The sequence below is a fragment of the Nitrospira sp. genome (assembly GCA_005116745.1).
Lineage (GTDB): Bacteria > Nitrospirota > Nitrospiria > Nitrospirales > Nitrospiraceae > Nitrospira_D.
Genome location: SWDS01000010.1, coordinates 173,665 through 197,598, shown reverse-complemented (window position 1 = coordinate 197,598; position 23,934 = coordinate 173,665). Strand labels below are relative to the sequence as shown.

General features: G+C 55.9%; 20 protein-coding genes and 1 pseudogene. 14 read left to right on the top strand and 7 right to left on the bottom strand.

The window, feature by feature from the left end; genetic code table 11:
* Positions 1-13 precede the first annotated feature (13 nt).
* From malQ to E8D52_15700, 4 genes are all read right to left on the bottom strand, one after another.
* A complete protein-coding gene (malQ, locus tag E8D52_15715) occupies positions 14-2,266 on the bottom strand; it encodes a 4-alpha-glucanotransferase (protein ID TKB65841.1) in 2,253 nt (750 codons plus the stop codon).
* A gap of 162 nt (positions 2,267-2,428) precedes the next feature.
* Positions 2,429-3,784, bottom strand: a complete 1,356-nt coding sequence (locus E8D52_15710) for a TolC family protein (GenBank protein TKB65840.1) — start codon at positions 3,782-3,784, stop codon at positions 2,429-2,431.
* 4 nt (positions 3,785-3,788) lie between these two features.
* On the bottom strand, positions 3,789-5,183 hold the full coding sequence (locus tag E8D52_15705; GenBank protein ID TKB65839.1) for an HlyD family type I secretion periplasmic adaptor subunit: 1,395 nt from the start codon (positions 5,181-5,183) through the stop codon (positions 3,789-3,791).
* Between the two features lie 9 nt (positions 5,184-5,192).
* Positions 5,193-7,340 carry a type I secretion system permease/ATPase gene (locus E8D52_15700; GenBank protein TKB66360.1) on the bottom strand — a complete coding sequence of 716 codons (2,148 nt, stop codon included), beginning with the start codon at positions 7,338-7,340 and terminating at the stop codon, positions 5,193-5,195.
* 796 nt (positions 7,341-8,136) lie between these two features.
* Here E8D52_15700 and E8D52_15695 point away from each other — a divergent pair.
* Positions 8,137-9,120 carry an IS30 family transposase gene (locus E8D52_15695; protein ID TKB65838.1) on the top strand — a complete coding sequence of 328 codons (984 nt, stop codon included), beginning with the start codon at positions 8,137-8,139 and terminating at the stop codon, positions 9,118-9,120.
* Here E8D52_15695 and E8D52_15690 read toward each other — a convergent pair.
* On the bottom strand, positions 9,117-9,500 hold the full coding sequence (locus tag E8D52_15690) for a hypothetical protein (GenBank protein ID TKB65837.1): 384 nt from the start codon (positions 9,498-9,500) through the stop codon (positions 9,117-9,119). The two genes, E8D52_15695 and E8D52_15690, sit on opposite strands and share 4 nt — an antisense overlap.
* Positions 9,501-9,824: 324 nt before the next feature.
* On the opposite strand from E8D52_15690, the pseudogene E8D52_15685 reads away from it, so the two are divergent.
* Positions 9,825-10,951 (top strand): annotated as a pseudogene (locus E8D52_15685) (IS3 family transposase).
* Positions 10,952-11,165: 214 nt separating this feature from the next.
* On the opposite strand, the gene E8D52_15680 reads toward E8D52_15685, so the two are convergent.
* A complete protein-coding gene (locus tag E8D52_15680) occupies positions 11,166-11,597 on the bottom strand; it encodes a hypothetical protein (GenBank protein ID TKB65836.1) in 432 nt (143 codons plus the stop codon).
* A 140-nt stretch (positions 11,598-11,737) separates the two neighbouring features.
* Between E8D52_15680 and E8D52_15675 the strand changes: the two genes are divergently transcribed.
* The 4 genes from E8D52_15675 (at position 11,738) to E8D52_15660 (ending at position 13,297) form a co-directional block, all read left to right on the top strand.
* Positions 11,738-12,016, top strand: coding sequence for a plasmid maintenance system killer protein (locus E8D52_15675; protein ID TKB65835.1), 279 nt, complete (start codon positions 11,738-11,740; stop codon positions 12,014-12,016).
* A 12-nt stretch (positions 12,017-12,028) separates the two neighbouring features.
* On the top strand, positions 12,029-12,328 hold the full coding sequence (higA, locus tag E8D52_15670; protein ID TKB65834.1) for an addiction module antidote protein, HigA family: 300 nt from the start codon (positions 12,029-12,031) through the stop codon (positions 12,326-12,328).
* A gap of 266 nt (positions 12,329-12,594) precedes the next feature.
* A complete protein-coding gene (locus E8D52_15665; protein ID TKB65833.1) occupies positions 12,595-13,014 on the top strand; it encodes a hypothetical protein in 420 nt (139 codons plus the stop codon).
* A complete protein-coding gene (locus E8D52_15660) occupies positions 12,980-13,297 on the top strand; it encodes a hypothetical protein (GenBank protein ID TKB65832.1) in 318 nt (105 codons plus the stop codon). The genes E8D52_15665 and E8D52_15660 overlap by 35 nt, the downstream gene beginning before the upstream one ends.
* A 26-nt stretch (positions 13,298-13,323) precedes the next feature.
* Here the strand turns inward: E8D52_15660 and E8D52_15655 are convergent, their stop codons facing one another.
* Positions 13,324-14,292: a hypothetical protein gene (locus E8D52_15655; GenBank protein ID TKB65831.1), complete on the bottom strand. Its 969-nt coding sequence runs from the start codon at positions 14,290-14,292 to the stop codon at positions 13,324-13,326.
* Positions 14,293-14,652: 360 nt separating this feature from the next.
* Between E8D52_15655 and accC the strand changes: the two genes are divergently transcribed.
* The 8 genes from accC (at position 14,653) to E8D52_15615 (ending at position 23,907) form a co-directional block, all read left to right on the top strand.
* The gene (gene accC, locus E8D52_15650) at positions 14,653-16,071 is read left to right on the top strand and encodes an acetyl-CoA carboxylase biotin carboxylase subunit (protein ID TKB65830.1); all 1,419 of its coding nucleotides are present in this window, start codon (positions 14,653-14,655) and stop codon (positions 16,069-16,071) included.
* A 43-nt stretch (positions 16,072-16,114) separates the two neighbouring features.
* Positions 16,115-18,070: an oxaloacetate decarboxylase subunit alpha gene (oadA, locus tag E8D52_15645; GenBank protein ID TKB65829.1), complete on the top strand. Its 1,956-nt coding sequence runs from the start codon at positions 16,115-16,117 to the stop codon at positions 18,068-18,070.
* A gap of 214 nt (positions 18,071-18,284) precedes the next feature.
* Positions 18,285-19,259 carry an alpha/beta fold hydrolase gene (locus E8D52_15640; protein TKB65828.1) on the top strand — a complete coding sequence of 325 codons (975 nt, stop codon included), beginning with the start codon at positions 18,285-18,287 and terminating at the stop codon, positions 19,257-19,259.
* 52 nt (positions 19,260-19,311) lie between these two features.
* The gene (locus E8D52_15635) at positions 19,312-19,977 is read left to right on the top strand and encodes a thiol peroxidase (protein TKB65827.1); all 666 of its coding nucleotides are present in this window, start codon (positions 19,312-19,314) and stop codon (positions 19,975-19,977) included.
* An 81-nt stretch (positions 19,978-20,058) separates the two neighbouring features.
* Positions 20,059-21,462 (top strand): Si-specific NAD(P)(+) transhydrogenase, encoded by a 1,404-nt coding sequence (locus tag E8D52_15630; GenBank protein TKB65826.1) that lies wholly within the window; start codon positions 20,059-20,061, stop codon positions 21,460-21,462.
* Between the two features lie 69 nt (positions 21,463-21,531).
* The gene (gene tenA / locus E8D52_15625; GenBank protein TKB65825.1) at positions 21,532-22,200 is read left to right on the top strand and encodes a thiaminase II; all 669 of its coding nucleotides are present in this window, start codon (positions 21,532-21,534) and stop codon (positions 22,198-22,200) included.
* A 3-nt stretch (positions 22,201-22,203) separates the two neighbouring features.
* Positions 22,204-22,458, top strand: a complete 255-nt coding sequence (locus tag E8D52_15620; GenBank protein ID TKB65824.1) for a hypothetical protein — start codon at positions 22,204-22,206, stop codon at positions 22,456-22,458.
* A gap of 111 nt (positions 22,459-22,569) precedes the next feature.
* On the top strand, positions 22,570-23,907 hold the full coding sequence (locus E8D52_15615) for a hypothetical protein (protein ID TKB65823.1): 1,338 nt from the start codon (positions 22,570-22,572) through the stop codon (positions 23,905-23,907).
* Positions 23,908-23,934 lie beyond the last annotated feature (27 nt).

Below are 23,934 nucleotides of genomic sequence, written 5' to 3'. Positions count from 1 at the left end.
TCCACGGAAGTACTTACACAAGAGGGCGGGTCAAACGCAACAGAGCCGCAAGTCGTTCAAATCGTGAATCTTGGGCCAACTCCTCCACCGGTACACTCAACTTCCGACACCAATTTGGGTGCTGGTCTACCGTCCCTGGAAGATTGGCCTGCACACGGGTGCCGATGACATCATCGATGTTGGCCAAGACCATCCACGCAGGGGTACGGGCCAGATACTGATGAATACCTTCCATCAACTCAGTCGTCATGATCGGCACTTGGGCAGGATCCTCCGATACACCAGCCGGTAGGAGTCCTTGAGACTTCAAAGCCGTGAGAATCCCTGCCTTTTCTCGATGCCGTTCCGCCCACATTGCGTTCCGCGCGTCCTCCGAAGGAAAGAGTCCTAGTGTGGATCGAGTGTCGATATCCACGCCTTCCCAATACCCCACCAACGTTGGAAGATCGTGGGTTGTGACAACGGCGAGTGCTTGCGCAGGATACTGAGTCGGGGGTTTCCACCCTCCCCAGTGTTCTCGCTCAAAATAGAAGACACGGTACGATAAGACGCCGGCTGGTCCAAGTCGGTCACGCACCCAATCGGGAACGGTGCCCAGATCTTCACCAATCACCAGCGCCTTCGCCCGCACACTCTCCAGCGCCAAGATCGCCAGGAGTTCGTCATCCCGGTAATGCACGTAGGTCCCCATCGCCGGTGGAAGACCACGGGGAATCCAAAATAGTCGAAAGAGCGCCATGACATGATCGATCCGTATCGCTCCCCCATAGCGGAGGTTATTACGGAGCAATTGGATAAAGTACTGGTAGCCGCTCGCGCGCAGACGTAATGGATCAAGTGGAGAAAATCCCCAATTCTGTCCCTCAGGGGCAAATGCATCAGGAGGCGCACCACAGTCGGCCTGGAACGCCAGCACCTCTTGATTCAACCACCCATCGGCGCCATAGCGATCGCTTCCCAGGGCAAAGTCATGGTACAAGCCGATCGGCATACCGGCCTCGTGCGTCTTCTTCACCACCGCAAGCAACTGGTCCGCGGCCAGCCATTGCAGATATTGGAAAAATCGCACCCGCGACATCCGCTGACGCCGAAACTCCTCCACGGCCTCCGACGTTGGCGTTCGATAGGATTCTGGCCAATCCTCCCAGACAGCTGAAGCCTGTTGGGCAGACTGCCGTTCTTCCTCCAGCGCTTGAAACACTGCATAGTACGCCAGGGATTTACCTTCCCGCTCCGTGAAGTGCTGGAAGTGTCTCCCCCGATCCGTCATGGGCCTCAACTCCGGTTCGACCCCTTCAAAATTGTCCCGCACAAATACCTGATAGCACAGTTCGAGCACCTCGCGTTTCACCAACCTCACCGCGTCATAATCCACGAACTCGCATCGACGAGCCGCGTCAATCCTCGAGCGGACTGAGGGATCGGCAAGCCGGCGTTGCACATCCGGGCCCGTCCAGCACTCTGGAACCTGGGTTACATCAATGTACAAGTCGTTTAAAAATAGCCGGCTGGTGGGCGAATAGGGACTCATGTGATAGGGCTTGGCATTCTTAAGCGCATGGAGCGGGTTCAACCCAATCACCGCAGCGCCCAGACGTTTTCCTGCCCATTCGATGACGGCACCCAGATCTCGAAAATCGCCGACCCCCCAATTGTGATGACTCCGCAATGAGTAGAGCTGCAACGCAACGCCCCACCACCGCACACCCTGCTGGAGTTCATCGGGAATGTAACAACGATCCGGTGCGACGATGAGACGGAACATGGCTTCCGTATTCGTACCGCGTCCTGTTGCATAAGCGGTGACTGAGTAATAGCCAAGCGGCAGGTCTTGCGGACAGGCCAACGCGATACGAACAAATCGGCGTCCCTGAATCATGCGGGTCTCTTCAACTTTGAGACCAGGCCCCTCCGCTCGCTCACAGTGCGTGGCTCCGTTCTCCGCGCAGAGTGCCCACTTAACGGAAAGCGCAGAATCGTCTAAACTCTCGCACGGCACATACAACGACCAGGCCCCTGCATCTCGTCCTAACCGAAGCACATGAACGGGTTCACAGCCTCTGAGCCACCACCGGTTCTCCCATGCCTCTAACTCCGCAATGAGTTCCGCGCGATTCGAAACTCGCAGATTCATGGCACCGAGAATGGCCCGGCGCGTCTCATCCGTCGTCACATGGTGCGTTCCCGCGATGTCGTAATAGTCGGCACCAATCCCTGCCCGATCGGCCAACATCCGCAAGAGGTCACTTTCAGATTGATCGTACATACCGGGAGTGTGAGTGAAGGGCTGGATCAAGTCAAGGCAATGCAGACTCTGGACCCGTTGATGGGATCGGCGGGGAAATCAACGATACTGGTGTCGCTAAACTGGCGAGACCACACGAACTGGCAACGGCAGGTCAACGCTGACTCACGCCTCAAACAGCTTCTAACTCAGTGTATGGAGACTGCCGGTTGCGCGGGCGAGATTGACCCGAGCGGCGTTGAGCTGAAAGAGTGCGGTGACGAGGTTTCCTCTGGCACGGGCTACTGACGAAAGCCCATTGGTGAGTTCAAAGTGACTGGTGGTACTCAGAACGGCGTACCGTTCTCGCGCAAGATCCAGTTCTTTCGTCGCCATCTGTAACCCAGCCTGCGCAATGCCAACTTGTTCCTTGGCCGCTGCCAGTGAGGCGAGCGCATCGTGCACTTCCATCTTGATGTGGTTGAGCACCGATCTCATGCGTAACGATTCTTGCTGCCACTGGCTTCTGGCTTGGGCGATACGGCCCTCACGCTGGGCTCCGTCAAAGATCGGGATCTGGAGAATCAAGGCCATATTGTAGGTGTCGAGCGTGTTGCTCCAACGATTGCCAATGAGCCCATACTCTCCCTGAGCCACCAGCGACGGCAACCGCTCCCCCGTGATGGAAGCATAGGTCAGCTCCAACGCTTTCACACGGGTGTGCTGTGCCTGAACCTCCGGCCGTTGGCTCAATGCAGCTTCCACCGCCCCCTGCGGCGTCGAGACATCTGACATCTCTGTCAGCCATTCATCGGTCAGAACGAGAGCAGTTTCTGTGGGCAGTGCGAGCAGGTTGACGAGACTCAGTTTGGCATGCTCAAAGTCATATCGCGCCGATGATCCCTGTTGCCGCTCCGCAGCCAGCTGCGCTTCCAGCCGTGCGATATCCAATCCTGTGGCCAGCCCTCCCCGTTGCCGCTGTCTCACAGTGCCAAGTAACTCATTCATGATTTCTTGGTTCGCCTCGTGCATCTTGATCATGGCGGTGGCCTTCAACCCTTCCATATAGGTAAGCGCCACACTGGCCATCGTGTCCAATTTCTTGGCTTCCGCTTCCTGCTCAGTCATCTGGAGTGATTCCCGTGAGGCCCGCCACCGCTGAAGTAGGCTGAGGCTGAACAGATTCTGCGTGGCGGTGACCCGCGTATCAAAAATGCTGAAGGGATCGGTACGCACCGGCGAGAGCCCGATAGTACCGAGAAATTGTGTCTGCCTGGTCTGTCGCGTATTGGCGGATACATTGGGCAACATGGCGCCCAACTGGGTTCGCACCTGACCCTTGGCCTCCTGAATTCGTTCTTTGTACAACAGCACATCAAGATTGTTATCAACGGCTGCGGCCAACGCCCCTTTCAACGTGAGCTGAAGTGGCTGTTGCGGAAAAGGTTGAGACAGGCCATCACTCGATTCACCGGTTGAGGCATCAGCCCATACAAAGTTCGCAGCAAGAACTCCGACAGCCAGCAGACAAAGCCTAAGAGGGGCAGATAATTTCACCATCCGATCACCGCTCCCTCAGACTTTCCTTCATCGACTTGAGCAAGGGACTTAGCAAATACTCGATAATGCGGCGCTGCCCAGTCTTGATCTCGACGGTCACAGCCATCCCAGGCGAAAGATTCACCTGTTTACCTTCGACCTGCATCGTCGACCGATCTATACGGACTCTCGTTGGATACACCAGCCCGACTTTTTCGATGGGAACGGCATCGTCGGAGACGGTTAGCACAGAGCCGGGAATCGTGCCATACAACGTGAATGGAAACGTTTCAACCTTCATCTCGACTGGCTGCCCTTCCTTCACAAATCCCACATCCTTGTTTTCGACCTGCGCCTCGACCTCAACCGGATGGTCTTGCGACACGACGAGGAGCAGCTGCTGGGCTGGGGTCACCACACCGCCAACGGTATGCACCGCTAGCTGTTGCACCACGCCGTTGATCGGCGCGACAAGCCGCTGCAAACCAGCCTTTTGGCCCGCCTTCGTGACTTCTTGCGCGAGCGAGAGCGCCTTCGTTTCAAGAGCCGACAGCTCCGCCTGTTTGCTCTGCTGAAATTCCAACTGCATGGCCCGATAATGCTTCTCAGCCTCGGCGAGCGCCGCCTGATCTTGTTGGACCTTCTTCTTTTGCCCGGCTAACTCTTGCGCCTTATCGATGCGCTGCCCTTCGGCCTGGAGAAAGTCCATCTTCGTGACGGCTTCATGCTCCAGCAGCTTCTTATAGGCCTCGGCGCGTTCCGTCTCCATCGGCACCGTGGCCTCCAAACGGAGAATATTCTCTTGCGTCTGCTCGACGGCAGCCTGCCGTTGAGCAATCAGATGTTGCGCTGCCGCCATCTTGGCCTGGTATTCGGCAAACTGGTCACGCAACAACTGTTGTTGCAACAAGACAGAGGCTCTCTCTGCATCGGGAGAGGCCTCAAACGTAGACTGCCCCTTGATCAGAGCCCGCAATCTCGCCGCTTCCACTTTTGCCGCTCGATATTCATTGGATGCCCGGTCACGATCGGCGCGATTGAGCGTCGAGTCGAGTTCGATCAGCACATCGCCCTGTTTCACGGCTTGTCCATCCTGGACCTGAATAGAAGCAATGACCCCTGTTTCGTAGGGCTGGATGATCTTCGAGTACCCGCTGGGGATGATCTTGCCCTGTGCCGTCGCCACGATATCGATCCAACCGAACATGGTCCACAGCGTTCCAGTAGTGAAAGCCGCCAAGATGGTCCAGAGGAGCGCTCGGCCGATCGGCGAGGGCGGTGCCTGCTGGATTTCCAACACCGCTGGCAGAAATTCTGTGGCACACCCGCCATGAGCAGAAGCGCCGGTCGGCTGGCTTGATTCGGCCTGCCACGCCGCCTTCCAAACTATCCAGTGCCGTGAGAATGCTCCGAAGATCATCGTACCCCTCTACCCCGTACAGACTTGATGCGCATGCAGCCGCGCATAAAACCCTTCGATACGAAGCAGCTCGTCATGCGACCCCTGCTCGACAATCTCTCCCTTGTCGACGACATAGATGCGATGGGCAGGCCGTACCGTACTCAGCCGATGCGCAATGATGAAGACCGTACGCCCCTGGCTGATCTGCGCCATGTTCTGCTGAATCACCGCTTCGGACTCGTAGTCCAGCGCGCTGGTCGCCTCATCAAAGATCAGAATGCGGGGACTCGCGACCAAGGCCCGTGCGATGGCGATTCGCTGACGCTGCCCTCCCGACAACGTACATCCGTGCTCTCCGATCACGGTGTCATACCCATCCCCCAATTCCAAGATGAACTCATGGGCGCCAGCTAATTTCGCGGCCTGGATCACCTGTTCCATCCCCAACCCTGGATCCGTCAAGGCAATATTGCTCCGCACCGAGCCGTTGAATAGAAAATTTTCCTGCAGCACGACTCCCACTTGCCTGCGCAGCCAGGCAGGATCGACCTGGGCGAGATCAACGCCGTCGACCAACAGACGCCCCCGTTCCGGCACATAGAGACGTTGCAACAATTTCGCGATCGTGCTTTTCCCAGATCCAGATCGCCCGACGATGCCGATCACTTGCCCGGGCGTGACGGCAAACGACACCTTGCGAAGGATCTCCGGACCGTCAGGCCGATAGCGAAAGGTGACTTCATCAAACCGCACATGACCAGTCACGTGGGGAAGCGTCGTCCGATTCGGATTGTACGAAGGCTCAGGCTGCGTATTGAGCACATCGCCCAACCGCTGGACGGAAATCCCGACTTGCTGAAATTCCTGCCAGAGATTGACCAGTCTTAAGAGGGGCCCTGTTACCTGCGCTGACAGCATATTGAACGCGATCAACTGCCCGATACTGAGATCGCCTTCAATCACACGATAGGCGCCGACCCACAAGACGGCGACAGTGGTCACCTTTTGGACACAAGCAGCCGATTGGCCGGCCACCATGATCAAGCTCGTGGCTCGAAAACTCGATCGGACATAACCGGCCAGTTGTTCCTCCCACTTCCGCACAAGCGGAGGTTCGACAGCCATGGCTTTCACGGTTTGGATCCCGCTGATCGCTTCGACTAAAAAGGCCTGGTTTTCGGCGCCTCGGTTGAACTTTTCATGCAAACGCGCTCGGATCGCCGGAGTAATGGCGATCGACAGCAGCACATACATTGGAAGCGAGGCCATGACCACAAGCGTGAGCGTGGGACTGTAGAACCACATCACCGCCAGGAAGACCATGGTGAAGACCACGTCCAACACCACAGTGACCGCATGGCTGGTCAAGAATTGGCGGATCTGCTCCAACTCGCGCACACGTGCGACCGTATCACCGATCCGTCTCGCTTCAAAATAGGACAAGGGAAGCGCCAGAACGTGTCGGAAGAGTTGCGCGCCAAGACTCACATCGATCCGGTTCGTCGTATGGGCAAAGAGATAGGTGCGGATCCCGCCTAACATCGCTTCAAAGACCGCCAGCGTAATCATCCCGACAGCCAAGACATGAAGCGTGGTAAAACCCTTATGGACGAGCACCTTATCGATAACCACTTGCGTGAAGAGCGGGGTTAATAGCGCAAAGAGCTGAAGGAAGAACGACGCCACCAGCACCTCGCCGAAGAACTTCCTGTACTTGACGATCGCAGGAATAAACCACGTAAAATCGAACTTCAGGTCTTGCAGGCGGACCTGGGCCCGTTTGGTAAAGAGCAAGAGTTCTCCGGTCCACATCATTTCGAACTGTTCGCGGGAGAGCACAAGCGGGCGGGCTTCGATTGGGTCCTGGATCAACACCTTGTCCGCTTCGACCTTCGCCAGCACGACATAGCGACCATCAGTCCGTTTTGCCATGGCAGGCAGCGGTGTCCCCTGGAGTTTGCTCCACATGGTTCTGACTAGACCGGCCTTCAATCCGAGATGTTTAGCCGCACGGAGGAGCTCGGTATCTGAGAGGGCTTGCCCGGACTGTGCAAACTGATGCCGCAGCTGCGCCCCATCGGCGGGAAGATCATGAAAGCGGGCGAGGATGAGGAGACAGATTAGGCCGCTATCTGCCGGCGATCCATTCAAGGAAGCAGTGGAACTGTGATGCATCCGTTGCGGCCCTGAATTGTTCATAGGAGCCACTCTTGTTCCGCCTCTGCCAGATGAAGTCGCTACGTCATGGTCTGCGCGCCGATTGTATCAACGGATCGGAACGGTTCCGGCTTCTCTTAGAGGGGGGACTGTCCAACGGAAGTGGTGGAGGTGGTGCAGGAGCGTGGCCGGGCAAAGAAGGAAAGGTGGTCGTGCACCTGTTGCAACTGAAAGCGAGAAACACCAGCTAATTTCACATTGCAGGCTCAGGCCTCGATCATATGGTGGAGAGCCAGAAGTTGGAAGACTCGCGAGAAGCGGTCAGTCGATTGGTTACCCACCGCTCATGTCCGCCGGTGCCATCGGCATTACCGGGGCACCAGTCATGGTTGGCAAGGATGCTTCAAAAGCTTGCGAATCCAGCAAGACGTCCACTTGCTCACCGTCCTGCCTATGTACTGCGGAACCCCATCCGTGCCCAGCTCGTGGAGTCGGTCACACAATGTCCGTGGTCGAATCTTCACGATCCCACATTGACCGATCCGTCCCCTGTTCCACTCCCCGACAATCCGCTTCACTGGATCGATTAACCTTTCTTTGAGCATGAACTCACAACCCTCCGCACCTGCCTGAATCGCCAGGCCCCCTTTAGCTCATCCAACTGGCATGCCCGATTCGCAGAGACCGCCGGTTTGGATTCGCCTCATCGACCACACAGACGGCCCCGCAAAACTCTAGAAAAGTAGCCTGCTTGGGTTCAAGGTCTTAGTGCAACACCTGTATCCTGGAGATTCCAGGAACGAAGGAGTTGTACATGGGACACGATCACCGATTGACTTTTATGGAACGTGAAGAACTCAGTCGCATGTTCGCCGCCGGGTATAGTGTACGTGCAACGGCTCACGTCCTGCAGCGCGCGCCCAGCACGCGGTCACGTGAACTCACTCGGCACCGCACCAGCCCGGTGACCTATCGCGCGGTGCCAGCCCATCAACGGGCGACTCGGTGGGCCCATCAGCCACGGAAACCCCCGAAGCTTGCGGCGGACCTCCGACTCCGCCGAGCGGTCTTGGCCCGGCTGGCACAACGCTGGTCGCCAGAACAGATTGCCCACAGTTTGCGCCAGCAGTATCCTAGAGACCCCACGATGCAGATTTCGCATGAAGCCATCTATGGCTATCTCTATGGGGTACCCCCCGACACCGTCAAGCGCGCCCTCACTCGGCACCTCCGGCGGCGGCATCGTTTTTGGCGGCCCCACAAGGTCCGGCTCTCCTCGCGTGCCGTCCAGGAGATGGTCAGCATTGATGACCGACCAGCCGAAGTAGCTGCGCGTGTCGTGCCGGGCCATTGGGAAGGCGACTTGCTCGTCGGCCATGCCAATGCCTCGGCGCTCGGGACGCTCGTCAAACGCACGACACGGTTTACCCTACTGGTCCCGCTGAAGGCCAAGCATGCGACCGCAGTACGACAGGCCTTTGTCCGGGCTATCCGGACACTGCCGCCGCCGCTCCGCCGGTCTCTCACGTATGACCAGGGACAGGAGATGCGCGACCATCGGCGCTTTACCACCCAGACACAGATGCCGGTCTACTTTGCGCATCCCCACTCTCCCTGGGAACGGGGCACCAACGAAAACACCAACGGGCTCCTACGGCAGTTCTTTCCCGCCGGGACCCACTTTAACAAGGTGTCACGGGGCGAGATCAAGCGAGTGCAGGCACTGCTCAACGATCGGCCACGGAAAATTCTGAACTGGCACAGCCCCGCGCATGCATTTCACCACCTGTTGCGTTAGGATCTTGAATGCACCCTGTCCCCCTTTTTTCTGGCCTCGGCATAAATATAGAGACTGTCATTCAGAATGCCTCGGATACAGGCTGCGTGCTTCAGCACGACGTCCTCATGCCCGTCATTATCGATATCGAACTGCGCCGTGTGGATACGCCAACAAAAGTCGTCGAGCGCGAGCGTCCAATCGATGGAAGTGAATTCTTCGTGCTGATCGTATTTCAATTCACCAAAGTTCTTCATATCCTCATTAAAGAGATTCAGCATGTGCTGACACACGGCTGCAGCCTTGCCCATCACCAGACCGTACGACTCCGCAAAGGCAATCGTCGGCACAAAGAGAAACAAAGCTATGATGTAGATCAAGCTGCGTCTGAGTTGCCGCATAGTATGGTCTCCGTTTATTTGGGATGGAGAACAGCCAGGGCCCTGGTCGGGTGGGGTTGCGTTTATTGATTGAGCTTTTTCCGCTGTCACCGTTTATCGCGCTGGCCTCGCTATTTTTCCTGCCGCAGCAAACGCCGCATCTTCGCGTCAGTTACATCTACACCGGCTCCTACGAACATCCCAGCTACCGTACCTGCCGCTACCTTGGCATCTACGGCACGGTGGATGTCGTCAGAGGGGGCTCCGCAAATTCGGACAGTGTGCTAAGTGGGAGCCTGGCTTCACGCAAGCCACCAGGTGGTGGTGAACCAAAGGCGCGAGGCAGTGAAACGAACGAGACGGAATCATGGAGCGACCTTCAAGGGGCAGGTGGCCTTGGCTGCGGTCAAAGGCGACAAGACGCTCGCCGAATTGGCCGAGCAATTCAGCGTCCACCCCACGCAGATCACCGAATGGAAGCAGCAACTGCTGGCGCGAGCCGCAGACGTGTTTGGTGGGGCGAAGGCTCCATCAGAGACACCAGATCTCAAGACCCTGCACGCGAAGATCGGGCAATTGGCCCTGGAGAATGATTTTTTAGAAGGGGCGCTCACCAAGGCGGACTTGCTGAGCGCAAAGCGATGATTGATCCCACGCATATCTTGCCCGTCGTCCGGCAGTGTCAGCTCCTCAGGCTGTCTCGGTCAACGGCCTACTACCAACCGAGGCCAGTCTCCGACACGGTGCTAGCCCTGATGCGTCGGATTGACGAACTCCATCTGCAGTATCCGTTTGCGGGCGCCCGAATGCTCCGTGATCTCTTGCGGCAAGAGGGCCAGACCATCGGGCGGCGGCATGTGGCCAGCCTCATGCGGCGCATGGGGATCACGGCGTTGTCTCGCAAGCCCTGCACCACGCAGCGGCATCCGGCTCACCGGATCTATCCTTATCTCCTGCGCGACGTGGCAATCACACGCCCCAATCAGGTCTGGGCTGCCGATATCACGTACATTCCGATGCGCCGGGGCAACGTGTATCTGTTTGCCATTCTGGACTGGGCCAGTCGCCGGGTGTTGGCCTGGCGACTCTCCAATACGCTGACCACGGACTTCTGCCTCGAGGCGGTGCGGGAGGCGATCACGCAGTATGGACACCCGGAGATTTTCAACACCGATCAGGGCTGCCAATTTACCAGCCTGGAGTTCACGAACTTACTGAAAGACCAGGGTATCCAGATCAGCATGGATGGTCGCGGCTGTTGGCGGGATAATGTGTTTGTGGAGCGCCTCTGGCGGAGCCTCAAGTACGAGGAGGTCTATCTTCACGCGTACGAGACGGTTCATCACGCGCAACAGGGGCTCGAACGCTACATCCAATTCTATAATCAACTCAGGCCGCATCGCGCGCTTGACGGACGCACGCCCGATCGCCTGTACTGGGAAAACCAGCCTGCACAGCCTTCCGCTGTGTAGGCCTAAACCGCCAGGCGCCACTTATGAATTGGCAGAGACTGTCCAAACAAGCGGAGCCACCTCTGTCGGCCAGGACTGCCCGATTGTGAGAATGATGGACGAGATGCCTATGTGAGGGATTTCAGGAAGCCTTCATGGATTGGCTTAGATCTTCACAGAACCTTTTGTGTCTGTTGAAACATGTCAGACAGTGCCCATTGGTGCCAATGCACTCCTAAGCTGATAAGAGGACTCTCCTATAGTGTCCTCCATCATTTACTCTGAATTTTGTTGCATCGAAATCTTCGATGACAAAGGAGACCTCCCAGTTGTCGTAGAATGTTACAGTTACAGAGTGCACTTTGATGTTTTGTGCAAGCGCTTGTTGATAGGCGGCTAGAGAAGAACTGGTGATATCCGATCTTCTGGAGACTCCGAAGGTTTTCGCTTTAACTTCATAGATTTCTAATTGTCCTGATTCATCGCACTTATAAAGGTCAATACTCTTCCAAAGTCGTTTTAGTAAGGCATTCTCCTTCGGAGAAAGGTCAGGCTCTTTACGAAAATCATAACCTTCCGTTCTCTTTGCCCCATATCTGTGTTTTGCCAGAAGTTCGGCCACATCACCACGCCAATTGTACTCAGTCTTAAGATTGTAGGTCTTCATGGTTTTCCTCCTGTCACGATGTGTTCGCCCATGTAAAGATCCCATGAAGGACATCCTTTTTCGAACAAAATCAACCATCATGCCGAAAGCGTGTTCACATGATACTTGTAACATGTCATGTTACGTGTTACTATAAAGCAATGATCGAAAAGATCAAACATCGTGGCCTAAGAAGGCTCTATGAGCACGGCGACCGGAGTGGTCTACGCTCGGACATTGCCGGAAAAGCAGAACTCTACTTATCGGTGCTGGATACCGCACAAACTGTCCGGGAGCTCGATATCACCGGCTTTGGCTTGCACCGGCTGACCGGCGACCGCAAGGGGTGGTTTAGCGTCTTCGTCTCACGCAATCACCGGATCATCTTCCGGTTTGAAGACGGAAAGGCCTTCGATGTGAATTTGGTGGACTATCATTAAAGGAGACGTAACATGCCGATGAAACAACCCGCTCATCCGGGAAAACTGATTAAACATTCCATTGAGGCCTCGGGCCTCAGCCTGACCGATGCGGCCAAGCGCCTCGGCGTCACGCGCCAGACCCTCTCACGGGTAATCAATGGCAGGACCTCGCTCTCGCCGGAGATGGCAGTTCGCGTCTCGAAAGCCTTTGGCTCGACGGTGGAGCATTGGATGCGTATGCAGCTGGCCTATGATCTGGCCGCTGTGGAAAAGACGGCCAGAGCCATTAAGGTGAAGCGGTTCCCGGAGATGGAATCGAGTCTAGTGTAATAAGCGTGGCGCTTTTCAGATGCTAACAGCGTAGGCCTCGGTCGTTGACAGACCTGTACATATATTTCCATTCACTGCAGGGTGGGTGTCATCGTCCAGTATCACCTGCTTACGCAGGCGGATGGGCCTAACTCTATATTCGCAAGTGAATTTTTTCTGCTTTCTTTTTTAGATCTACTACTAAATCTGTCTCTGGTCAAGGCGATTAGAGGAGAAGCGGGGTCAGTTTTTGACTTTGCACTGCCTGCGCCGTAGTGTCTCGTCTCATGGCTCGCCCACTCCGTCTCGAATTTCCTGGCGCTCTCTACCGCATCACCGCCTGCGGCAATGCCCAACAACTCATCTTCCTAGAGGACGGCGATCGGCACCAGTTCATCCGTGTACTCGGTCGCGAGGGGCAGCAACAGCACTGGCGCTGCTCCGTGTACTGTTTGATGGGCAATCACTATCACCTGGTGATTGAAACGCCCGAGCCGAATCTTCGTCGCGGCTTACGCCGACTCCATGGCACCTACACCCAATGGTTCAATCGTTGCCATCAGCGCGTGGGACACCAGTGGCAAGGCCGGTTCAAACGTCTACTCGTGGGAAAGGCGTGTTCCCTCCAGGAACGCTGCCGCGATGTCGTGTTGAATCCGGTGCGAGCCGGACATGGTGGCAGAAGCCGGAGGGTGGGCGTGGCGTAGTGATCGAGCGACTGCGGGTATCCAAGAAGCGCCAGGCTGGCTCGACGTCGCCGCCACCTATCGACTTCCCCCCGTGGACGCCATTCTCACTCGTGCGCACCGCAACGCGTACCAGACTGCCGTCTACTGGATGAGGCGCGCGGCGAATGAACCACGGCAGACAGTCGCGCGGCGCTTTCGCATCTCCCCTTCGCGCATCTCCAACATTCAGAAGGCGATCGAAACCGCACCACGTTCCCCGCAGCAGACTCAACTCTTCGCCACGTGCAACGTCAAGAACTGACCCCATCTTTTCGTTAAGGAACTCGTTTATGACACCACTGGCGGGTCCGTAACGGGCTTTGCTCGAAAGTTTTGCATAATGTTCCAGACTCGCAGGACATCAAGGGTCAGGGCTACGCCATAGGAGGGGCCATAGTCTCGCTCTGAGAGATGGCCCATGCTGTCATTCCAGGTTTCGAAGCGCACGGGCCCGGCGGACGCGGCTAACGACCAGGCGAACTGCTTCTGGCTTTGCCCCGTGGTATTCACGAAAATCCCGGAGTCCCACATGAGCGCCAGCTCAATTTCCCACGTAGGAATGGTTTCACCCGACTCGGTTGTCCGGTACTGACCGAATGCGATGGCCGGCTGCACCAACCCTGCGGTGCTTCTCACGGCATGAAGCACGGCCCCGTTGTCCTGATAGCTGATTCGTCCCAGCACGGAAGCCCGCAAGCTCACATCGCCCCACGTGTCACTATGATACAGGGTTGGCGTAATCGGCATCCGCCTAATCCCGGCGCGAAGAAACCCTTGCTGATAAATCGTGCCGACTGAAAACCCGGCACCCGCAAAAATCACTTTAGGACGAAAGAGGGGGAACCACCGCGTCACCGACCCATCGATCATCACATCGGTCTCTTTCCGAGCGTCCACGGTCGGAACCGACGGGAGTTGGCGAAGTTGATGCACGACTTTATTCTGGAAGTATTGGCTCGGCTCATCGGCAGTCGGGCTGATCCCGGCCGTGAGGTTCGTACTCCACCCTTGGAAGATCCCGCCCCAGTGTTGCGTCCAGCTAAGTGTAATCAAGTTGAAGCCGAGTGTGTTGCCTACCGTAGAATCGTACTTGTTGCCTAACCCATCGACCGGAGTAAACCGATTGAGGGTCAGTCCTCCCGTCAACGTCGAATACTGATCCGGGAATGCCGCACTTCCCCAATGCACTGAAGGGGCAGGGTTTTCACTCCAGGCCGGAGTGGAGATGATTCCGATAAGCAGCAGCACACCACTCATCTGCGTCGCGCTTCGTCGCCAAGACCATGCTGTCAACCTTAATAACAACTCTCGCTTCATTGGCAGAGACCACCTTTCATTACAGATATCTAGCCTGGTTCCGACCAGTCATATGAAGGATCACACCCAGCATATTGGAATGCCGGAAACGGGCGAATTCTACACGACACAGACGAAGCTGGCGACTAAATTAGTTACGGTAAATTATCGACGACGACAACGATCAACCCTTCGCCTGAATGACTCAGACTCACTGATTTGTCACTGCGTCTCTCGACAGGCTTCTCAATCCTATGCTAGCTTACGAACTCGTTTTTCTATAACTCATTCCTTTCCACGCGAGAGCTGACAGGCTCAGACATGTTCAAGAAAATCTTAATCGCCAATCGCGGTGAAATTGCCATGCGGATCATCCGCGCGTGCCGCGAATTGAATATCGCCACCGCTGCCATCTATTCCGAAGCAGATTCGACCGGGATTTACGTCAAGAAGGCGGACGAATCCTACCTGGTCGGCCCAGGTCCGGTGAAGGGATTTCTGGATAGTAAGCAGATCGTCGACCTGGCCCGACGGATCGGCGCCGATGCCGTCCATCCTGGGTACGGGTTTCTGTCTGAAAATGCGGAGTTCGCTGAACTCTGCCAGGCCTCCGGCATCACATTCATCGGCCCCTCTACCCATGCCATTACTCTAATGGGCAGCAAGGTCAAGGCGCGCGAGCTGGCCGAATCCACCGGCGTGCCGATCGTGCCAGGTACAGATGGGGCGATTACCACCGTCAAAGAAGCCCTGGCCTTCACAAAAAAGGCGGGCTATCCGGTCATGATCAAGGCGAGCGCCGGCGGCGGCGGTCGCGGGCTTCGCGTGGTCCGGTCCGACGATGAGCTGCGAGAGAACATGGAGGTTGCAGCACGCGAGGCCCAGGCCTCCTTCGGCGACGGCAGCGTCTTCATCGAAAAGTATATCGAGCGGCCGCACCATATCGAGTTCCAAATACTGGGCGATAAGCACGGAAACATCATCCATCTTGGAGAACGAGACTGTTCGATCCAGCGACGACACCAAAAGCTGATTGAGATCGCCCCCTCGTTGATTCTGACCCAGGAACTCAGGGAAGAGATGGGCAACGCCGCCATCGCCATTGCGCGCGCGGTGAACTACGACAACGCAGGCACCGTAGAGTTTCTGCTCGATCAAGAGGGCAAATTCTACTTTATTGAGATGAATCCGCGCCTTCAAGTCGAGCACACGGTGACCGAGCAAATCACAGCCATCGATATCGTGCGGAATCAGATTAAGAGCGCGGCAGGCCTGCCGCTCAGCATCCAGCAAAAGGACGTGATCCTCCAGGGCCACGCAATCCAGTGCCGGATCAATGCGGAAGACCCGAAAAACAATTTCCTGCCCTGCACGGGCACGGTCACGGCCTACCTCTCTCCCGGTGGAATCGGTGTGCGCATCGACGGCGCCGTGTACAAGGATTACACGATCCCGCCCTACTATGATGCGCTGCTGGCCAAGTTGACGGTTCGGGGCCGCACCTGGGAAGAAACCGTCAGCCGTATGCGCCGGTCCCTTGAAGAGTACGTGCTCCGTGGAGTGAAAACTACGATTCCCTTCATGGAAGCGATTATGCAGGAACCGGACTTTATTGCGGGTCGTTTCGACACGTCGTATCTGGACACCCATCCTGAGTTGTACTCGTATCACGAGTTTGAGCAGCCGGAGGATCTGGTACTGGCGCTGTCTGCCGCGATCGCCGCCTACGAAGGACTCTAATTCGAACAAACCCTCTGCTTCCCAAAGAGATGCATTAACCATCATGGCGAAAAGACGACCACCAACGAAGAAACCGAAGAAAAAGACCAGATCGTCCGCTCCGGCGATCAAGACCTCAAAAAGCGTCGCGTCCCACCCCAGCGAGTTCACGATCACACCGGCCGCCGGCAAACCGGTCCTGATCACGGATGTCGCGCTGCGGGACGGCCATCAGTCGTTGCTAGCGACGCGCATGCGCACGGAAGACATGCTGCCCATCGCACAAAAACTTGATGGGGTCGGCTATTGGTCGCTGGAAGTCTGGGGCGGCGCCACGTTCGACACCTGCTTGCGTTTCCTCAAAGAAGATCCCTGGGAACGGCTCCGGGCCCTGCGGGCCGCGATGCCCAACACCAAGCTCCAAATGCTGTTGCGCGGGCAAAACCTGGTCGGCTATCGCCATTACGCCGACGACGTGGTGGAGCGGTTCATCGAACGGTCGGCCACGAACGGTATCGATGTCTTCCGCATCTTCGACGCCCTGAACGACGTGCGGAATCTCGATCGGGCCGTCAGCGAAGTGAAAGCCTGCGGCAAACATGCGGAAGCCACCATCTGTTACACGGTCAGCCCGGTCCATAGCATCAACCGGTTTGTGGATCTGGCCAGGAAGTTGGAAGATCTGGGGACGGATACGATTTGTATCAAGGACATGGCCGGACTCTTGGCCCCTCTCGACGCCTACCATCTGGTGCGTCGGCTGAAGGCTGCCGTCAAGGTCCCCCTTCATCTTCACTCGCATTACACCTCCGGTATGGCGTCCATGACCTCGTTGATGGCGATCCTCGGAGGCCTCGACATGCTCGATACCTCGATCTCTCCGCTGGCAGGGGGAACCTCCCACCCAGCAACGGAAACCGTCGTCGCATCGCTCCAGAATACCCCCTACGACACGGGACTGGAGCTCGCATCGTTCCAGCCGATCACCGAACACTTCAGAACGGTTCGCCGCAAGTACCGCCAGTTTGAAAGCGACTTCACTGGTGTCGATGCGGAGATTCTCACGTCACAAATTCCAGGAGGGATGCTGTCGAATCTGGCGGCACAGCTCACTGCGCAGAACGCACTGGACCGGATGAAAGAAGTCCTCGACGAAGTCCCGCGTGTGCGAAAGGAAATGGGCTATCCCCCACTCGTCACCCCAACCAGCCAAATCGTCGGCACGCAGGCGACACTCAATGTGTTGACCGGTGATCGATATAAAGTCATCACCACCGAAACGAAAAACTATTTCTTGGGATTATATGGCCGTGCTCCTGGACAGGTCGATCTCGACGTGATGGCACGCGCCACCGGCGATGAAACGCCAATCAAAACCAGGCCGGCTGATCGCCTGGAGCCGGAATTAGATGAGGCGAAAAAAGAGCTTCCAGACTCGGCTCAGACCATCGAGGACCAGCTGTCGTTCGTGCTGTTTCCTGCAATCGCTCAAGACTTTTTCGAAGCCCGCGAGAAAGGCGAGCTCACACCCGAGCCGCTCGAATTGGGATCAGCCAAAGGCCCAACGACCGCTCACGAACTGCACTTGGCTCCCGTCGAATTCAACGTCACGGTGCATGGCGAAACCTATCACGTCAAGGTCTCAGGTTCCGGTCGAAAGATCGATGGACGCAAGCCCTACTATATCCGTGTCAACGATAAGCTCGAAGAAGTGTCGCTCGAACCCATCCAGGAAGTGCTCGCCGGTGTCCCTGAGTCCCAGGAAACAGGATCAGGAGGAAAGCCAAAACGGCCGAGGCCGTCGAAGCCAGGCGATGTGGCTCCACCGATGCCCGGTCGGGTCGTCAAGGTGTTGGTAGCCGTTGATGATCACGTCAAGACTGGCGATCCTCTGTTGATCATTGAAGCGATGAAGATGGAAAGCCGGGTGCCGGCGCCAATCGATGGGAAAGTCGTTGCGATCCTGACTGCCGAGGGCGACAATGTGAAGACGGATGAAACCGTCATCCAACTGGAGTAATCCCACCACCGGCTCGACCTCATGCCACCGCAAGCCTGGGGGGCTTGTGCTGCATATCGAGAGGCTATGACAAAACTATCAATGGAGAGCATTGCACATCCATTGCACGAAGCTAAAGGCTCATCGCAGACTCTTAGAGCATGATGAACAAGCTCGTCCAGCAAGGCCGCAGCGAGCGAAAGGCCGAAGCGTACGCGTTTGGTACGTTGAGGCCTTGAGTGATGCGAGAACGACGCTGGCAGGCTTTTGCAACATCCTTGTCCTCTGTCTTGTATCGTCGCTCATGACCGCCTGTGCTCCACCCTCACAGATCCCGCCCTATTTTGAAACGTTGGAACGCACCCCGATAGAACGCATCCCCATCAACACCGTTCTCGTCCATGGTCAACGAATAGCCTATCTCGATGTCGGTACTGGCCCGCCAGTCATCCTCATCCACGGCTTTGGCGGATCCATGTGGCAATGGGAACATCAGCAACATGCCTTGTCTCAACATTTTCGCACTCTGACGCTCGACCTTCCCGGCTCTGGGTTGTCCGATAAACCGGACATTGAGTACCTGCCGGATCAGATGTTGGACTTCTGTATCGGATTCATGGACGCCCTGCAGATTCCTCACGCCACGCTAGTCGGCAATTCCATGGGCGCAGGGTTGGCCATTGGCATGACCTTGACCCACCCCACCCGTGTCGATAAGCTCGTGCTCATCAGCGGACTCCCGTCTCAGGTCATGGCCAAGCTCACCAGCCGGTCGTTCAAGCAAGCTCTGGAATCTCGAGCCCCTTCCTGGCTCGTCTCCTTCGGCAACTGGCTGTTCGGTGGGCTGGTCACCGATTCCGTCCTGAAAGAAATCGTCCACGACCACACCCTCCTCACCCCGGCCGTCATCGAACGGACCAACCAGAACCGCCGACGCCCCGGTATCATCAAGCCCATCATGGCCGTCAGGAATGCCCTCCCTTCCTGGGAAACCGATTTCGCCCCACACCTCAGCAGCATTACGCACCCAACCATGATCATCTGGGGTGAACACGATCGGGTGTTCCCTCTGGCTGTGGGTGAAGAGCTCCACGACCGCATTCGCAGATCCACGTTCGTCAGAATTCCCAAGGCCGGTCACATGCCGCAATGGGAACGGCCGGACCTGGTCAACCGATCGATGATCGCGTATATTCAACCGTCACCCTGAACAGAGGGGTCGAGTGGGATCCCCACTCGTTATCTTCAAAAAGGAGCCTACGATGCAGACGAGATATGCTGGTTTCATTGGCACCACGCTGTGCCTTTCGCTTGGCCTTGTTGGATGTCAAACGATAGGAGGGTCAAGTGGCGCTGGCTTTTCCTACAAGAATATGCCGGTGGCAAATGGAACTGCTGTTGCCGGGGAAGGCAACAAGGTCCTCTTCAAGGGCGACCCGTTAACGCTCGCCGGTAACGGAGTCAAAGTCGGAGATGCGCTCCGCGATGTGAAGGTCGCGCAGAACGACTTGTCCCTCGTGAACATCGCGCAGACCAAAGGCGCGGGAAAAGTCCGTATCATCAGTGTGGTCCCTTCGCTCGACACCCCGGTCTGCGAACAACAGACGCATCTTCTGAGCGAGCGCAATAAAGGCCTTGATAAGATGGTCGAACTCATCACCGTGAGCGTCGATACGCCCTTCGCCCAAAAACGGTTTGCGGCAGAAGCGAAAATCGCCAACGTCACCTTCCTGTCCGACTACCGAGGTGCCGAGTTTGGCAAGACGCATGGTCTCTTTTTGGAAGGGCCGCACATTTTGACGAGAGCGGTCCTGGTCGTCGATAAGACGAACACCATTCGTTATCTTCAAGTTACCCCGGAGCTCACTCAACTCCCGGATATGGAAGAAGCCTTGCAATTTGCTCGTCGATTGGTGACGGAGAGTTAGCCAGAAGATCGCTCGAAGCTGAGATCCTGGGGGAGCGTTGAGTCGCTCTCTCAGGTACCTCCTTACCTTCCCAACACTCTCATGGCTCATTACGATTTGCTCGTCATCGGCACGGGACCTGCCGGCCAAAAGGCTGCCATTCAGGCAGCCAAGCTCAACAGGAAGGTCGGGATCATCGAGCGAAAGGCCGTTGTTGGTGGAGTCTGCATCAATACCGGCACCATCCCAAGCAAATCCCTCCGCGAAGCGGTACTCTACCTCTCCGGTTTTCGACAGCGGAATATCTACGGAGATGACTACCGCGTCAAGAAGAAGATCACGATCGAAGACTTGGCCTTCCGCGCGAATCATATCATCAAACACGAGATCGAAATCGTGCAGAATCAGATGGCCCGGAATCAGGTTGATATGGTGTTTGGTTCCGCCAGCTTTCTCGATCCCCATCGTCTTCGCATTCAACGAGATCATGGCGCGCTTGAGCTGACGGCGGACTATATTGTCATCGCCGTGGGGACAGAACCGGCTCGGCCGTCCCACATTCCGTTCGACGACCATGCGGTCATCGATACAGACGGCCTCCTGACCCTGAAACACATCCCCGACACCATCGTCATTGTCGGAGGCGGCGTGATCGGAACGGAATACGCCTCGATGCTCGCTGCCTTAGGAATCCCCGTCACCCTTATCGACAAACGACCGCGGTTGTTGGAATTCGTGGACGCTGAGATCATTGACACGCTCCAACAATGCATGAAAAATCTCGGTGTGACGCTGTATCACGATGAAGAAGTCCTCGCGATCACGCGAGAGCAGAACAACTCTATTCACGTGTCCTTGCGGAACAACCGGCCGATCCAGACGTCGACACTCATGTACGCGATCGGTCGCGTCGGGGCGACACGGACGCTCAATCTGGAAGCCATCGGATTGCACCCGGATACCCGAGGACGGGTGACCGTGAATGAACACCTCCAAACCTCGATTCCTCACATCTATGCAGCCGGTGATGTCATCGGTTTTCCGGCACTGGCCTCGACGTCGATGCAACAGGGCCGCCACGCGGCTTGCCATGCGTTTGGACACTCGGATCGCACGGACACCTCGCTCCTCCCATATGGCATCTACGCCATTCCTGAAATCTCAATGGTGGGACGAAACGAGGAAGAACTTACCCAGGCAGCCATCCCCTTTGGTGTTGGCATCGCCCGTTACAGGGAGATTGCCCGCGGACAGCTCATCGGCGACGACACCGGCATGCTCAAGCTGCTGTTCCACCGAGACACCAAACATCTACTGGGCGTTCATGTTATCGGCGAGGGCGCGACTGAGCTCATCCACATCGGCCAGGCCGTTATGGCCTTTCACGGCAAGATCAATTATTTTATCGACACGGTTTTCAATTATCCGACCCTGGCTGAATGTTACAAAGTCGCAGCCCTAGACGGCATGAATCGTATGTCAGGACCCTGGGTTTCCTACATCTGACAGTACAGTATATGGCGTGAGATGCCTCTCGTGCGTGAGAGCCTCAACACATACCAAAAGGAGTAGCCTATGTCATTTTCAAACCACCTGCGCAAGCTCGCCACATCCATCTGGGATGCCCAGCTGAGCCATCCTTTCGTTGTGGCCCTCGGCAACGGCACATTGCCTGAGCAGAAATTCAAATATTACATTCTGCAAGACGCTAGATTTCTCGGCGATCTGGCACGTGTGTTTTCCGCCGCCGCGCTGAAAGCCCCTGATTCGGAATCGGCCTTGCGGTTCAATAAGCTGGCAGAAGAGACCATCATCGTCGAGCGGAGCCTGCACGAGAGCTACGGAAAGAAATGGGCACTGACGGCGAAGCAGATGACCTCTGTGCCGATGGCGCCAACGAACTATGCCTACACCAGACATATGCTGGCCGTCGCCGCCTCAGGCACCGCGGCAGAGATCACCGTCGTCACGCTCCCCTGCGCCTGGGTCTATTGCGTTGTGGGACAACACCTTCTGAAGAAAGGTGCGCCGCCCAAGAATCATCCCTACCGCGACTGGCTCATGCTGTATGCGTCGCCGGAGTTTGCCCAAGTCCAGCTGTGGATGCGAAAGAAAGTCGATCAGTGGGCCAAGACCGCCGGCAAAGAAGAACTCCGGCGCATGGAAGACTCTTTCATCGTCAGTTCACGCTATGAGTGGATGTTCTGGGACATGGCGTGGCGCGAAGAAAAATGGCCGGTATAGGCAATGGACGGAGCCATGATCCTGGGGATAACGGCCGGGACCTTGACCACGGTTGCCTTTATTCCTCAACTCGCAAAGGCCTTCAAATCAAAATCGACTGGCGATCTATCCTGGGGGATGGTGCTGACGTTCACGATCGGCGTGCTGCTATGGCTGATCTACGGAATCTGGATCGATTCCTTGCCCGTGATTCTGGCCAATGCAGTGACCCTTCTTCTCCAGCTTGGCATCGTCTCGCTCAAAATCAAATACGGGTAGCACAAGCGAAGGCCAAAGGCAGCAAACAATTCCTCAGCAAGACGAGGAGTGTTTCGGGAGTTATCCAACAACTATTACGGCGAGTCAGGCTAAGCCAAATCATAATCTGACATGGCTATTAACGAACCACAGATGACTATAGCCCAACAGAATATCAGAGATATCACATTCGTTGTCTCTGAGGTTCACCGGTTGTCAGCCATGTCGGCACATGACCTGCGCACATTTATGCGACGAGACCAGAATTGGGGCTATCATATCCCACACCCTGAAGAGAGTGGATTACTCCCCTGTGGGAAAGAGGCCTACTTCAAGATTGGAGAAATATCAAAGCGCTATCTCGTAACACAAGGCGATCTGGACCAACGCATTGACCAAGATAGGTTCCGTAAAGCTGTGACCAAAGAACTACTCAGTAGATTTCTCAAAGAAGAGAGACAGGTGAATGAAAGACAAGTCGCTAGAATGCTCGCAGCTGCAATTAAAACGGTCAAGAAACGGATCTATGACCTTACCCACTTTGTACCCTGCGTCGTTTTCTTAGATAAGATTCCTGATCAATTTGAGATTGGACCCGTAAGATTCATTTGGATGAAGGACTTCTTAAAAGACAATTCAGAAATGATTACCTCACGAGACCCTGAGTTAGTGAGACGAGATGTAATCCCCTATTACTCACGCTTTCCTTGGGTCGCTCAGACAACAGTGCCTCAATGTGATGAACCAACATCTGCTCTCAGAGCCAGTGCAACCGTCGAAGGAGCCCTTGACGCTTTACGCCTGCTCATTGGCAACTCCTATACGGCAAGATTCCGGCAGGCACACACCCCTGTTGCTCTTTCTGAGAGTGCCTCCCTTAGACAAGACAACTCAGGTCGGATTGGGTTCTCGATTAATCGCGAATGGCAAGATAGGCATGCACCAGATGGATGGTTTGAAAGGTTAAACCAACAAGGAGGATGGTACCTCGCCCTCGTTGGAAATGCCCTTACAGGTCTACAAGATCCACAAAAAACTTCTCATCTGACGCAAAGATTCCTCGATAGCCTGAATTGGTATGGGCAAGGGGTGAGGGAGTTGAATTCGGCTTCTGCAATTGTGAAGTACGTTGCAGCCCTTGAACGAATGACAATAACAAAGAAATCTTCAACCATCACCAATATACTCACACGAAGAGCTGCGCTACTCAGTTCTGTTGGGAACCAGGACCAATACAGCGAAAGTCACATCCTAGCAAAGAAAATATACGATTACCGCTCTAAACTGATGCACGGCTCTATATCGCCTTCGAGCAAAGAACTTTCAGCTATCCGGTTGAAAGTTTGTACCTTGACCAGACTTGCCCTTCTTGCAGGTATAGATTTCTTCTCAGCAATTGAAACAACCATCCCCAGAGCCACTTCTGCCGACCTTGAGAAAGCATATACGCAACTTGAGATGAGTCATTGACTATTGCTCTGTGTACCTCCCCTTACG